The organism is Roseibium sp. JB4-4 (assembly GCF_055693425.1).
Window position 1 is genome coordinate 4,223,160 of the sequence record NZ_CM146333.1, and the last position, 13,695, is coordinate 4,236,854.

A 13,695-nucleotide genomic window follows, 5' to 3' on the forward strand; every position below is an offset into this window, starting at 1 on the left:
CCATCGTCAATGTGGGTTGCCTCAGCCCGTCTGCTTTGTTTCATTTTGGACAAAATGTTGCAATCAAAGTGCAATCATAAGTGGTTTTCTTGCCGATCTTGAACGATTTGCAACACATTGCGTATTATGCGTTCCAAAATCATGGCTATGTTTGCCAAACTGCTGTGATCAAATGGCCGCATTGCTGTTGCTGAATAACAATCTAAATAAAGACTGGATTGTTCAGGAATTGTTTGCGGAAAGGAGTTTACGCCGATGCCACGGGGACGGCCGAGGAAAGTGGAAGCGAAAGACGCTCTTCAGGCGGTCATGCTCGCTTTCTGGCAGAACGGATATTCCGCCACGTCCATGACAGATCTGTCTGAAGTCTCAGGCATGGCGAAGCCCGGTCTCTATGCGGCATTCGGTGACAAGGAAGCGCTTTTCGAAAAAGCACTTCTGCATTATTTCGAGACTTACGCAGGCCCTGTCTTCGACCGGCTGGTGGCAGCAAGAAAACATGTTGTCGCGGATCTGCGTGATTTTCTGGGAGCAGTCGCCGATCTGACGATGGATCCCAATACTCCGTCAGGCTGTTTTCTCGTCAATGCGTTGGTGGATTGCGCCTATGGAACTGACCGGCACAGGGAATTGGTCCTGGGCTTGCGGGATTCACGGTATGCGATGATCAGGGAGCGCTTGTTGAAAGCGGTGTCTTCTGGCGAATTTGCAGCCGATGCCGATCTTGACCGGGCAGCGACCTTTGTAGATGGACAATTTTCTGCAATTGCCATCCTCGGAAGGGGCGGAAGCAGCAAGAATGATCTGAAAACATTCATTGAAACCGGATTGAGAGCGTTGCCGATCCTGAACGGCGAACAGGTCTTTGATGAACTTGCCTCAGTGGACCGGCCTATTTTACGACAGTAATGCGCTCCGCTGCCCTGGTGACGGCGGTATAAAGCCAGCGGCTCTTGTGCTCGCGAAAGGCCCAGCTTTCATCAAACAACACCACGCTATCCCATTGTGAGCCCTGTGCCTTGTGGACGGTCAGCGCGTAGCCGTAGTCGAACTCATCGGCCTTGCGGCGAATGGCATAAGGGATGCTTTCCGCCCCGTCTTCAAACATCGCCGGCAGCACTTTCACCTTTACCGCCAGTTTGCTGAGCTCATCTTCAGAATGAACGTCGAAACGCAAGGTATTTCCGCGCGGTGGACGAAGGCGTTTGACGGTCCAGAGACCACCATTCAGCAATCCTTTGGTCTTGTCGTTTCTCAGGCACACCAACTTGTCGCCGACTGCCGGCATGGGCGTGTCGAAATTCTTCAACTCGCGGATGCGCGCGTTGTAGAGCCGGCGGGTCTTGTTGGTTCCGACCAGAACCTGATCGGCGCCGAGGATCTGCTCCTTGTCGATCTGGCGCCTGTTGATCACCTTGCTTTCGCCGAACTCGCCAAAGTCCAGCTGACCGCCGTCGCGAATGGTCATGGACATTCGCACGATCGGGTTGTCCTGCGCCTGTCGATGAACTTCGGTCAACATCACATCAGGCTCTGCTTCGGTAAAAAAGCCACCACCCTTGACGGGGGGCAGCTGAGCGGGGTCACCGAGCACAAGTACCGGTGTTCCAAAAGACAGAAGGTCCTTGCCAAGTTCCTCATCCACCATGGAGCACTCATCGATGACGATCAGACTGGCGGTGGCTGCTGCACTGTCGCGCTTGATCGCGAATTGCGGGCCGGCGTCTTCATCGTCGTCATCAAGGTCTTCTTCTTCCTTGGCAGACCGGGGACGATAGATCAGTGAATGAATGGTGCCTGCATCCTCGCACCCCTTCTGACGCAGCACATGCGCCGCCTTGCCGGTGAACGCACCGAAGCATACGTCTCCGTCGATGCCTTCTGCCAGATGACGGGCGAGGGTGGTTTTGCCGGTTCCGGCATATCCGAACAACCGGAATACCTGCCGGTCACCGCGTTTCAGCCAGGCGGCGGTTTCATTCAAGGCGTCGTCTTGCTGGGGAGACCAGGCCACGGAAGAGCTCCTTTAAGGTGTGCTTCGTTGCTTAGCCTGATTTGTGCGATCTCGACCAAGAGAGTTTCCGTTTCCAGCGCCCCGGAAGATTGATGCTAACCCAGGACCGAAAAGGAACTTTCCTTTGTCAGTTCTCGCCGGCGTGAGAAGGTTGCCGTGTTGAGCGTGTGCTCAACATGATGCAGTGCAAATTGCAGAGGCACGGTGTCATGGTCATTGCCGCCTTCGCAATAGTCTATCAACTCACCCATCAATCGCCCGGCAACCGTCGCATTCTTGAACTGGTTGCCGCTGGTGCCGATGGCAAGGTAGTAACCATCCACATCGCTGCGGTCGTAGATCGGCAACCAGTCGTCCGTCGCATCATAAAGATCGGCGATACCAACAGGGTGCTGGGAGACACCGAGTTCGGGCAGGCGCTGCGAATAGCGATAGGCATAGGTCAGCGCCCTGTCGGTCAGATCTCTTGAGAAGTCATCGGGGTCGGATTCCAAATGTGGATCACAGGCCGGGTTTTGACTGCCGATCATCAACTGTCCGCCGCTGCCGGGCTTGACGTAGACCGCAATGTCATTGTCGGAGATGACCAGGCCCTGTCGAGAATAGCCCAGTGTTTCCGGTGGCTTGATCTGCACGACCTCCTGGCGGAGAGGGCGGTGTCCGATCCGGACCCCGGGATCCACGTCGAGAAGTGCATTGACCTTGCCTGAGTGCGGGCCACCGACATTGATGACAATTCTGGCTGATATTTCTTCGCCAGTGTCACAAACGACACCCTGAACCCGATTATTCCTGGTCGGGATAGCAACGATCCTTGTGTTGAACCGGAAGTCCGCGCCGTTGTCGGCTGCGGCGTCCTTAAGATTTCGCGCCGCGATCTGGGGATCGTCGACATAGCCACCAGCAAAGAAGAACACGCCACCTGTCAGTTCGCCACCGGACCTGGAGCCGAATTCATCGTCGTCCATGGTCTTGGCCGGCGCAAAACACGCCAGATCATAGCCCGGAAGTTCCTTTACGATCCGCTCGGCCGTCCAATGCTCATAAGCGATGCCGAGCGTGTCAGCATGTTTCAGAACCTGTTTTTGATAATTGTCCGCGGCCGTCTTCATGACAAGCGTGCCGGTTTCAATGAATTGTGCAAGACTGTCGTGAGTTTCGATGCCGAGGGTTTTCTGCCAGTTTTTCCATTCGTGATAGCCCTCATAGGCCATCGCAGTTCCGTCAAGCGTTGAATAGTAGGTCCTGATGACGGCCGCTGAACTGGATGTGGACCCATAACCGGCAGCCGGCAGAGCGTCGACGTTGAGTGTCTTGTAACCCCTCTTTGTCAAATGAAATGCAATGGCACACCCGATTACACCGGCACCGATGATGATTGCGTCGTAGCGGCTTTCAGGATCGATCACCTTGCAAGGTCCTTCCAGATGGTGTGGTGATTTTCTTGAGCCAGCTTGGAGCAGGGCTCAGGTGCACATTTATCCAGAACAATAAGCGCCTTGTCCTGTCGAGAAATAGTCGGATATTTGTCGAAATTCTTCCAAGTTTGCTTATTTATTTAAAAATTGGTGACTTATTTCTTCAGATATTGAAAAAAATTAGACAATGTAGATTTTGTTCAAAACTCCCAAATTGAAGCCAGGTGGACAACTCCGCATAGTGATGTTTGTTCAGTTCGGTTTTTGCCGATTTTTCAATAATTTGGGGGTTTTGTGTGCCGCGCGAGAATGGTTGCGAATGGCCGACATTGGCTTTGATAGTGGGCACATCCTCAGTCTGGATGCTGCTGATCGGTTCTTACGGATTGCTTGGTGGCTGGCTGGTTTGGCCACTTGCAGCCGTGCTTGTGACGCTTCAGGCATCCCTGCAGCACGAAGTGCTTCACGGGCATCCAACGCGCAGCCCGGCCATCAATGAAGCACTGGTCTATTGTTCGCTCAATCTCTTTATCCCGTATCGCCGGTTCAAATCACTTCATCTCAGGCATCACAACAATGACCGCTTGACTGATCCGTACGACGATCCGGAGAGTTTTTATCTTGCATGGGCTGACTGGCAAGGCCTGCCTCGCGTGATAAGATTGATCCTCACGCTAAACAATACCTTGCTTGGCCGGCTTCTCATGGGGCCTGCTGTTTCGACAATCGGTTTTGCCGGCTCGGAATTTCGATCAATGCTAAGGGGCGACAGAGCTGTCCTTAAGGCCTGGGCGCATCACCTGGCGGGAATCGTCCCTGTCCTTATTTTTGTTGTTTACGTCGGCGGGATGCCCCTTTGGATTTACATCTTTTGCGTCGCCTACCCGGCTCTGAGCCTCCTGATGTTGCGCACCTTTGCGGAGCACCGGGCACATAAGGACGCGGAAGCACGCTCAATCGTGGTTGAGAACAGCCCATTGTTTGCGCTGCTGTTTTTGAACAATAATCTCCATGTCGTACATCATGCCCATCCAAGGGCTCCCTGGTATGAGCTCCCGGCGATGTACCGGGAAAGGCGTGCTGCCTGGCAAAGGCGCAACAAGGGGTATGTTTTTGCGAGCTATTTCGATCTGGCGAGACGCTATTTGTTCAAAGTAAAGGAGCCGGTTGTGCATCCCATCAAGTATCGTGAGGAAATCGCTGGAAGCGCGACAGCCAAAATGTCTTCGATAGGCAAGGCCGCGCATTGACCATGCCTGTGTTTCATCCGGTGCGGTTGCCGATGTATGATTGGCCTGAAGTGCGCGAGGCGACGTGTGCCCTTGAAGAGGCCCTGCAAGCGGCAATTGGCGACGCTTTGAATATTGCCCCGGAACACTTCACGCCGTGGCCGGTTGGATTGGATGTCCATGAAAGCTGGAGTGAGCCGGGTGTCCTGCTCACGCAGACTTGCGGTTATCCATTGACCCATGCCTTGCATGGCAAGGTCAGACTGCTTGGTACGCCTCATTACGCGGCTCCGGGGTGCCGTGACCACTATTATTGCAGCCAGATAATTGTTGGCAAAAACAGCTCCCATGAAACGCTGGAGGACTTGCGAGGCGCGCGGGCGGTCTACAATACGCCGGACAGCCAATCTGGCATGAACGCCTTTCGCCGCAGCATAGCGCCTTTGTCTGATGGAAGGCCGTTTTTCTCGTCGGTTTTTGAGAGCGGTGGGCACCTGAAATCATTGAAAGCCGTTGCCGCTGGTGACGCTGATGTTGCCAGCATCGATGCTGTGTGCTGGTGGCTTGTCTGCCAGGAACTACCGGAGCTTGCCAACATGGTGCGTCCGGTTGCACAGACCTTGCCCGCGCCAGGGCTTCCCATGATCACGTCGAAGCGATTTTCAGTCACTCAGACAGAGCAGATTGCAGATGTCGTTGCGGATGTGTTTCTTGACCCGAAGACGCAAAAAAGCCGCGAACGGTTGGGCATTCGCGGCTTTTCTAAACTTGATTTTGAAGACTATGCGAGCATCCCTGCCATGGAGCAGGAAGCTTCTCTGCTTGGATATCCCGTTCTGGCATAAATCACGCCATCCCGTCAGACAGTCAGCGCGTAGCCTTCGGGTCTTGTGCGACTTCGCGCAGACGCAGGGCCTGATTCATCTTGGCCAATTCTGCAGCGGAATGGCCGGAAACGACACCCATGAGGTTGGTGCGCAAAGCTTGAGCGAGATAAGTCATGGCAATCCCAATCCTTGATTTGATGTTGTGGGTACGGGCGGTCCACTGCTTAAGAAACTGGCCGCTTGAGCAACATATGGGCCTTCCTTGCTTTTCAATCAATCGAATTGTATTCATCGAACTGTTCAAAAAAATTGAACTCATATTTGTTTGGATGGTTTCATGGATAAACTGCCCGGCAGCGGAACACCGCTGATTGATCTGGAACTCTATCGCACCTTCCTGATCATTGCGGAAACATCAAGCTTTTCAAAAGCTTCAGAGCTTATTGGCCGGACACCCTCGGCGGTGTCGATGCAAATTAAGAAATTGGAAACCATGTTGGACGTTGCCGTGTTCGTACGTGAAGGACGCAGCGTCCGGCTGACGCCCGAGGGAGAAGCCCTTCTTGGCTATGCGCGACGGATCTTGATGCTGAATGAGGAAGCCGTTTCGCTGTTTGTTGCGCCAGACGTGGAAGGTGAGGTGCGTTTCGGGGCTCCATCCGATTTCGGCACCCGCCTGTTGCCCAATATTCTGTCCCGTTTCGCCCGGTCCCATCCCGGCGTAAACGTGGATGTTCACCTGGACGGCAGTCCGATGCTGGATGAGAAGGTCAAGACAGGCGAGCTGGATCTTGTGCTTTTCACAGCCCGTCCGGGCACGGGGCTGGCGAGCGGTGGCGAGATTGTCTTCACCGAGCCTTTGGTCTGGGTTGGTCTGGAAGGCGGGATTGCCTATGACCGGGATCCTTTGCCCCTCGCTGTTTCTACGCCGGGTTGCCCGTGGCGCCGGGCGGCGCGAGTTGCGCTTGACGACGCACAAAAACCCTACCGGATTTCCTATACGAGCTTTCACAGTGCGGGCCAGGAGGCGGCACTTCTTGCAGACCTTGCTATCGCGCCGTTTCCGGCCAGTGTCGTTGAAGCGCCGTTGCAGGTGCTGGACGAGCGCCATGATCTTCCGGAAATTGGCGACTATCACATCGTCATGCGGGAGCGGGCGCGTGCCGGCAAGGCCACCCATGCGTTTGCACAGCATGTCGAGGAGTGTTTCCGCGAACTTGGCCTCGGCGTTTCAGCCTAGCGGCAGCGCTGTGGGAAATCAGCGTGTGAACAGGCCTTTGTTGCGCTCAAAATAAGCGGTCGTGAAATCAACAAAAGCGCGGACCCTGGCAACGCGTCGCAGGTCGCCGTGATAAAGTAGCCATACATTGTAGCCGGGGAGCACCGGCGTCGACGGTACGCGCAGGATGCGCGGGTCTGCGTCGCCTGCAAAGGCCGGAACCTTGATCAGACCAAGGCCCTTGGATGCTGCTTCAATCTGCATGGAAACTTCCGGCAGCACATGTCGCACCCTTGCTTTTGGAAACGGGCTTTGGGCGATCCAATCATGATTGTCGCTCCAGGTAATCCAATGAGCCCCTTCACCGCCGTTTTCCATCAGGTTTCCATGCCGTTCAAGGTAGTCGGGAGACGCATAAACGGCTTGCACGAAACGGATCAGTTTCCGGCCGAAAACGTCCTCATCCACATTTGTGGCCACCCTGAGGGAGATATCGGCTTCCAGACGTAACAGGTCCGAAACCCGGTTGGTCGAAATCGCCTGCACGGTAATCTCGGGGTATTGCTTTGCAAACTCAAGCAGCATGTCGGACAGCAATCCGTGTGAAAAGGCAGGTGGTAGGCTGAGCCTGATTGTACCCGATGGAACCAAGTCAAGCCCGGTCAGCTTGCGGGTAATGGCGTTTGCCTGTGCCTCCATTTCCTCGGCTGGGCCAACAAGTGTTTCACCGGGCTGCGTGAGCTGCAGCCCGCTCGAGGTGCGGTCGAACAGCCGTGTGCCCAGATCAGTCTCGAGCGCCGAAATTGCACGGTGAACGGTGCCATGATTCACCGCGAGTTTTTCCGCCGCCTTTCGGAAGCTGCCCGTGCGCACCGATGCCAGAAATATTCGCAGATGGTCCCAGTCCAATTCCTTCTTCATGCCTGAGCACATCCTCCTCGGGAAATGATTTGAGGGTGGATCGTTTTTAATCCGCCATGGCTACCTGCTGCGTATTCCATGACAATTTTCTATCCGCACCTAATAGCCATCAGAACCTGTCCGGGCAAGGTCGGACATGAACGAGGAGTGGACTGGGAATGAACAAGGGTCAGCAATTCAAAACAAATCGGCGGGGACTGTTGCAAGGCATGGCAGCCGGTGCAGGCGCTATGGTGCTCGCATCCCCTGGAAGTGCAAATGCACAAGCCACACCGTCCAGACCGACGGGTTCCGCACCATACGGAATTGAAATCCCGTCTGATTTTCCATTTGCGAAAAAACGACTTGGCGTCAAGGGGTCACACATCAGTTATGTTGATGAAGGCAGCGGCCAGCCGGTTGTCTTTCTGCATGGCAATCCGACGTCATCCTATCTTTGGCGCAATGTCATTCCTCACATGCCTGAAGGATACCGTGCCATTGCGCCTGATCTCATCGGTATGGGTGACAGCGGAAAACCCGATATTGACTACAGCTTTGCCGATCACGCAGCCTATCTTGATGCTTTTTTGAATGAGCTTGATCTGAACGACGTTGTTCTCGTTGTGCATGATTGGGGATCGGCGCTTGGAATGCGTTACGCACGCCTTAATCAGGAGCGGGTCAGCGCATTGGTGCTCATGGAAGCCATCGTGCCACCAGCCATGCCGGCACCAGGTTATGAGGCAATGCCCGAACAGATCGCCGATTTCTTCCGGCTCATGAACAGCGATGAAGGTGCGCGGCTGGTACTTCAGGAAAATTTCTTCGTTGAAGTGACGCTGCCTGAGTTCGGGGTCATCAGGAAGCTTGGTCAAGAGGAAATGGATCATTATCGCAATCCCTTTCCGACACCGGCCTCGCGCAAGCCGGTTCTCGCCTGGCCTCGCCAGGTGCCTATCGGTGGTCGTCCGGCCGACGTTGTTGAGGAAGTAACACTGAACGGCAAGTGGCTTTTCACCACCGACATTCCGAAGCTGCTCTTTTACGCCGAGCCGGGTGCGATCACACCCAAGGCCGTTGCCGAGTATATGGCGTTGAACGCTTCCAACCTTGAAGTTCGCTTCGTGGGCGCCGGCACGCACTTCCTGCAGGAAGAACATCCGCACCAGATCGGGCAGGGTATTGCCGACTGGCTGCGCCGACTTTGAAACCACATGAACAAGGAGGACCCGAGCATGCCTGAAGCTGCTGTGTTTCAGATCGTCAATGCACCCATTTCCGAAGTCTGGCAAAGCTGGGATCGATTTGACGAAATCTACCGGTTCAATCCCCAAATCAATCAGTCGCCATTGCTGTCAAACAGTGTAGCAACCGGGCTTGGTGCCGAGCGGCATTGCAAGCATGTCGACGGAAAAACCTATTTGAAAGAGCGGATTATCAGCTACCAGCCCGAAGAGCATCTGGTCATCGATATCTTTGACGCCAACGTGCCGTTGAAAACCGCTCGGGTCACACTGGACTTTTCAGCATTGTCAGCAAAACAGACGCAAGTGACGATGCGCATAGTCTTCACGCCAAAGTTCGGGCCGATCGGCTGGTTGTTGACACCGTTGCTCAAAAGACAATTCCGGAAAGGCTTGTCTGATCTGCTGTCAGCGAATGCAAATTTCGTTGAAAACGGTGTTGAAATACACCCCAAGGCAGCAGCTTAAGATCAGAAGTGTTTCAATTTAAGACAAACGCCCCGGTTTTGGTGCCGGGGTGTTTCTTTTTATTGGTTAACGCCGCAGAAACACTGGTGCAAAAGTTAAGAAAGGATTACGATTCTAGGTAAATGAAAACTTAACTGCGAGAAGCGTCATGAAATTTTTTCTGAAAGCACTGTGTTCGGCTGCCGCTCTGGCAGCGGTTTCAGGCACTGCGGCCGTGGCTGAAAGCGGTACGGTTCGTATTCTTCATGATGAGCCCTACGGAGCAATCGTCACCAAGGAAGCCGGTGTTCTGGTGTTCCGCGCTTTGCCGCCGACACGCAAGGTCGTGGTCAATCCCGGCGGCAAAACTCCGCTTCAGCTGAACCATACCGACGTGCGCGAGACCAAAGTCGTTGTCGTGACACAAGACGACTATGCACGGAACCTCGGTGCCAAGATCCTTCGCCTGAAGTAACACCATTGTCGATCCCGTTTCTGAGGGCCGTCAACGCGGGCGGCCCATCAGTCTTGCGTCCCAGGGGTAGGTGCTGAGACGCTCCGAGCCGGTGTCGGTGATGAGAAGCTGTTCTTCCAGTTTTACACCTTCATACCCGCCGTGCCGGCCGGCATAGCTTTCGACACACACCACCATTCCAGCTTCGAGCACGCCATCATAACCGCCAGCCTCCCAGTCCGCCGGATAAGGCACCGCTGGATATTCATCGCAAAGTCCAACGCCATGGAACAGGACTGAATAGCGATTGGCGAGGAAGTCGTCCGGCAGGCTCTTGCCCCGATGTGACAGCTCGCGGAACGTCCGACCCGGCTCCAACATCTGGATATTGCCTTCGATCTGGTCGACAGCCATCACATAAAGCGCTTGCTGTTCATTGGTCGGCAGTCCGTCGCCACACAGCCAGGTGCGGGAAATGTCGCAGCACATGCCGTAAGGGCCGACGAGGTCGGTATCGAACGCGACCAGCTCTCCTGCATTGATCTGACGCGCCGAGGCCTCTTGAAACCAGGGATTTGTGCGCGGTCCGGATGAAAGCAGATGGGTTTCGATCCATTCGCCGCCGCGCCTGATATTGCCGGCATGCAGGAATGCCCAGAGATCCCATTCGGTGATACCCGGGACAAGCGCATGTTCCATTTCCCGCATCGCCGCTTCGCAGGCTGCAATGGCGCGTCGCATGGCCTTGATCTCATCGTTGCACTTGATGGCCCTGGCCAATTCCATCACTTCTTCGCCGTCATGAATGGTTATGCCGTGTCTTTCGAGCGCGGCAACGCCCTCCCGCCGGCATTTGTCGATCGCAATCCGGTGATTGCCGCCACCGAAGGCTTTGACCAGATCGGCGAGTTCATCAGCCCATTTCTGAGCAAGTTCAGCTGAACGTGGGCCTGATTCAAAATAAAACCAGGGCACGCCGTGGCGTATTTCAGTGACCAGAGGATTGTGTGCGTTGAGATGCTCGCAATTGTGAAAGTCAAACGCGACAACAGGTCCCTCGAGCGCCACGAATGTGTATCTGACCGCATTGTGGGTCGACCAGACCTGCATGTTGGTTGCGTCTGTCGCGTAGCGGACATTGAGTGGGTCGCACAGGATTGCGGCACTGAGATCAAAGGCCGCCAATTGCTGACGGATGCGCCGCAAACGGTAGCCACGCAGAGCTTCCAGGTCCGGTGCAGCAAGGCCGAGGGCGGACCATTCGTCCTCTGCCAAGTCGCCATATCCGAGCACGTGACGGTTCAGCACAGTGGCCTTTTCGGTGGCATAGGCCGATAGCGCTGCGTAGTCCGACATCTCGCCTGGATGCACCGGCAATACCGATGGCATGATCTTGCGCCGATGCCGGCCGAAGTGTTCCGTATTCATGATTGCCCACACCTCCTCTTGTGGTCGCGATCAAATGGCGTTGCGCCTACATGCGCATGCGTTCTGCACCGGGATCGAACAAGGGGTCGGGATTGATTGTCGCTTTGCGTCGCTCTCCGAGGATTTCGATTTCGAAAGCGCCTTCATTTAGGTTCCTGGCCAGATCCGCGGGGATATAGCCTTGTGCAAGCGAACGGTCGACAAAGTGTGCATAGCCGCCTGACGTGATCCAGCCGATCACCTTGCCGGCATGCCAGATCGGTTCATCGCCCATCACATCGGCGTCTCCGGCGTCGACGATAAAACTGACACGTAAGCGATCTGGACCCTGGTCGTGTTCCTTCCGGGCGGCGTCCTTTCCGATGAAATTTTCCTTGGAAAGTTTCACAAATCGACCGAGATCGGCTTCATAAGGGCCGTAGATCGGGCGGAATTCTCGAAACCAGGTGCCGAAATTCTTTTCAAGACGCATGGCCAGCAGCGCCCGCATGCCGAAGTTCCGGATGTCGAATTGGGTCCCGGCGTTCATCAGGGCTTCGTACACTTGCCGTTCGTATTCAGGTGCCATCCAGATCTCGTATCCAAGGTCGCCGGTATAGGAGATACGATTGACCTTGCATGGTGCGTTGGCGACGTCCATTTCGCGGAAATCCATAAATCGGAAAGCTTCGTTTGAAACGTCTTCGCCTGTGACTTTTTCGAGTACTTTGCGGGCATTTGGCCCGGCTATCGACAGACCGACCCAACTAAGATTGATAGGCTGGATCTGCACGGAGCCATCTTGCGGCAGATGCTGTTCGAACCAGCGCAAATGATAGACTTCAGCCTGAGACGAGCCGAACATGTAGAACCGGCTGTCACTGACCCGGGCAATCGTGAAATCACCGATCAGCTTGCCGTTCTCGTTCAGCATCGGGGTCAGTATGATGCGCCCGGTCTTCGGCATGGTGTTTGTCATCAGATGTGACAGGTAGTCTTCCGCACCTGATCCGGTCACTTCGTATTTCGCAAAGTTTGCAATTTCAGTGATGCCGACGCTTTCACGCACGGCACGGCATTCATCGCCGATATGTTCGAAATCGTTTGATCGGCGGAAAGATACGACATCCTTCGCCTCGGTGCGCTCCGGAGCGAACCAGAGAGGGGTTTCAAGTCCCCAGCTGTCCCCCATGACCGCGCCCTGCGCCAGCATTCTGTCGTAGAGCGGCGTAGTCTGGTGCGGGCGGGCAGCAGGCAGCTCTTCGTTGGGAAACCGGATACGAAAACGGCGCCGGTAGTTCTCCTGGACCTTTGCGTTTGTGTAGGACAGCGTGGCCCAGTTGCCGTAACGCGCGACATCCATTCCCCAGATGTCATAACCAGGGTCACCATTCACCAGCCAGTTCGCAAGTGTCAGGCCGACGCCGCCACCTTGGCTGAAACCAGCCATGACACCGCATGCGACCCAGTAGTTGCGTAGGCCACGCACTGGGCCGACAAGAGGATTGCCGTCCGGAGCGAAGGTGAATGGGCCATTGATAATCTGTTTGATACCGGCGGTTTGCAGCGCCGGAAAATGCTCAAACCCGACTTCAAGCTCGGGCGCAATGCGATCCAGGTCCGGGGCGAGCAGCTCGTGGCCGAAATCCCAGGGGGTCTGGCGTGGGCTCCATGGCCGGCAGTTCTGCTCGTAAGTTCCGAGCAGCATGCCCTTGCCTTCCTGGCGTGTGTAGATTTCGCCGCCGAAATCAAGAACACCGATCAGTTCCTTGCCGGTTGCCGCATTGTGTGCAGTCACCTCGGGCATTTCGTCGGTCAGAAGATACATGTGTTCCATGGCTAGAACAGGCAGTTCCAGACCAACCATGCGTCCGCATTCTCGCGCCCAAAGGCCTCCGGCATTGACCACATGCTCTGCACGAATGGTGCCCTTGTTCGTGATCACATCCCAGGTGCCGTCCGGTGTCTGGACCAACTCCTCCACCTTGGTGTGCCGGTAGACGGTTGCTCCGTTCACACGTGCGGCCTTGGCATAGGCGTGTGTCGTTCCGGACGGGTCGAGATGACCTTCAATCGGATCCCAGAGTGCTCCGATGAAGTGTTTTTCGTCCAGGATCGGAAACATCATTTTGGCTTCGGCGACGGAAATCAGTTCCAGATCCATGCCGAGGTATCGCCCTTTGGCCTGAGCAAGTCTCAGGAAGTCCATGCGCTCCGGCGTATCGGCCAGCATGACACCACCGGTGAGGTGCAGTCCGCAGGATTGGCCGGAAATTTCTTCCAGCTCTTCGTAAAGGTCGACCGTATAGCTCTGGAGCTGCGCGACATTGGGGTCGCCATTGAGTGTGTGGAAGCCACCAGCCGCATGCCAGGACGAGCCGGATGTCAGCTCATCCCGTTCGACCAGTGTTACATCGGTCCACCCGAGTTTGGTCAGGTGGTAGAGCACACTGCAGCCAACGACACCGCCGCCAATGACAACTACTTGTGTGTGGGTCTTCATTAAATCTGCTCCGGAACGGCCTGCGCTAAA

Annotated in this window: 13 protein-coding genes; 7 read left to right on the forward strand and 6 right to left on the reverse strand. The window is 55.3% G+C overall.

Features of this window, described 5'->3' with window-relative positions:
• Positions 1 to 255: 255 nt before the first annotated feature.
• A complete protein-coding gene (locus ACZ1HV_RS19925; RefSeq protein ID WP_298820063.1) occupies positions 256 to 909 on the forward strand; it encodes a TetR/AcrR family transcriptional regulator in 654 nt (217 codons plus the stop codon).
• On the opposite strand, the gene ACZ1HV_RS19930 is transcribed toward ACZ1HV_RS19925, so the two are convergent.
• Positions 893 to 2,014: an ATP-dependent DNA helicase gene (locus ACZ1HV_RS19930; RefSeq protein WP_298820066.1), complete on the reverse strand. Its 1,122-nt coding sequence runs from the start codon at positions 2,012 to 2,014 to the stop codon at positions 893 to 895. The genes ACZ1HV_RS19925 and ACZ1HV_RS19930 overlap by 17 nt on opposite strands.
• Positions 2,015 to 2,109: 95 nt before the next feature.
• Positions 2,110 to 3,423, reverse strand: a complete 1,314-nt coding sequence (locus tag ACZ1HV_RS19935) for an NAD(P)/FAD-dependent oxidoreductase (protein WP_472716087.1) — start codon at positions 3,421 to 3,423, stop codon at positions 2,110 to 2,112.
• A 350-nt stretch (positions 3,424 to 3,773) separates the two neighbouring features.
• On the opposite strand from ACZ1HV_RS19935, the gene ACZ1HV_RS19940 reads away from it, so the two are divergent.
• Both ACZ1HV_RS19940 and ACZ1HV_RS19945 read left to right on the forward strand, forming a co-directional pair.
• On the forward strand, positions 3,774 to 4,682 hold the full coding sequence (locus ACZ1HV_RS19940) for a fatty acid desaturase (RefSeq protein WP_298820070.1): 909 nt from the start codon (positions 3,774 to 3,776) through the stop codon (positions 4,680 to 4,682).
• Positions 4,683 to 4,684: 2 nt separating this feature from the next.
• Positions 4,685 to 5,506 carry a phosphate/phosphite/phosphonate ABC transporter substrate-binding protein gene (locus tag ACZ1HV_RS19945; protein WP_472716088.1) on the forward strand — a complete coding sequence of 274 codons (822 nt, stop codon included), beginning with the start codon at positions 4,685 to 4,687 and terminating at the stop codon, positions 5,504 to 5,506.
• A 22-nt stretch (positions 5,507 to 5,528) separates the two neighbouring features.
• Here ACZ1HV_RS19945 and ACZ1HV_RS19950 read toward each other — a convergent pair whose 3' ends face one another.
• Positions 5,529 to 5,663, reverse strand: a complete 135-nt coding sequence (locus ACZ1HV_RS19950) for a hypothetical protein (RefSeq protein WP_298820074.1) — start codon at positions 5,661 to 5,663, stop codon at positions 5,529 to 5,531.
• Positions 5,664 to 5,825: 162 nt separating this feature from the next.
• Here ACZ1HV_RS19950 and ACZ1HV_RS19955 point away from each other — a divergent pair, with 162 nt between their 5' ends.
• A complete protein-coding gene (locus tag ACZ1HV_RS19955; RefSeq protein WP_298820076.1) occupies positions 5,826 to 6,728 on the forward strand; it encodes a LysR family transcriptional regulator in 903 nt (300 codons plus the stop codon).
• A gap of 18 nt (positions 6,729 to 6,746) precedes the next feature.
• Here the strand turns inward: ACZ1HV_RS19955 and ACZ1HV_RS19960 are convergent, their stop codons facing one another.
• Positions 6,747 to 7,628 (reverse strand): LysR family transcriptional regulator, encoded by an 882-nt coding sequence (locus ACZ1HV_RS19960; RefSeq protein ID WP_472716089.1) that lies wholly within the window; start codon positions 7,626 to 7,628, stop codon positions 6,747 to 6,749.
• Between the two features lie 158 nt (positions 7,629 to 7,786).
• Here ACZ1HV_RS19960 and ACZ1HV_RS19965 point away from each other — a divergent pair, with 158 nt between their 5' ends.
• The 3 genes from ACZ1HV_RS19965 (at position 7,787) to ACZ1HV_RS19975 (ending at position 9,776) form a co-directional block, all read left to right on the forward strand.
• Positions 7,787 to 8,818, forward strand: coding sequence for a haloalkane dehalogenase (locus ACZ1HV_RS19965; protein ID WP_472716090.1), 1,032 nt, complete (start codon positions 7,787 to 7,789; stop codon positions 8,816 to 8,818).
• 27 nt (positions 8,819 to 8,845) lie between these two features.
• Entirely contained in the window at positions 8,846 to 9,322 is a 477-nt protein-coding gene (locus ACZ1HV_RS19970; protein ID WP_472716091.1) for an SRPBCC family protein, read from the forward strand.
• A 148-nt stretch (positions 9,323 to 9,470) separates the two neighbouring features.
• Positions 9,471 to 9,776 carry a hypothetical protein gene (locus ACZ1HV_RS19975; RefSeq protein WP_298820083.1) on the forward strand — a complete coding sequence of 102 codons (306 nt, stop codon included), beginning with the start codon at positions 9,471 to 9,473 and terminating at the stop codon, positions 9,774 to 9,776.
• A 30-nt stretch (positions 9,777 to 9,806) separates the two neighbouring features.
• On the opposite strand, the gene ACZ1HV_RS19980 is transcribed toward ACZ1HV_RS19975, so the two are convergent.
• Both ACZ1HV_RS19980 and ACZ1HV_RS19985 read right to left on the reverse strand, forming a co-directional pair.
• On the reverse strand, positions 9,807 to 11,183 hold the full coding sequence (locus ACZ1HV_RS19980; RefSeq protein WP_472716092.1) for a M24 family metallopeptidase: 1,377 nt from the start codon (positions 11,181 to 11,183) through the stop codon (positions 9,807 to 9,809).
• Between the two features lie 46 nt (positions 11,184 to 11,229).
• A complete protein-coding gene (locus tag ACZ1HV_RS19985) occupies positions 11,230 to 13,665 on the reverse strand; it encodes a GcvT family protein (RefSeq protein WP_472716093.1) in 2,436 nt (811 codons plus the stop codon).
• Between the last annotated feature and the right edge of the window lie 30 nt (positions 13,666 to 13,695).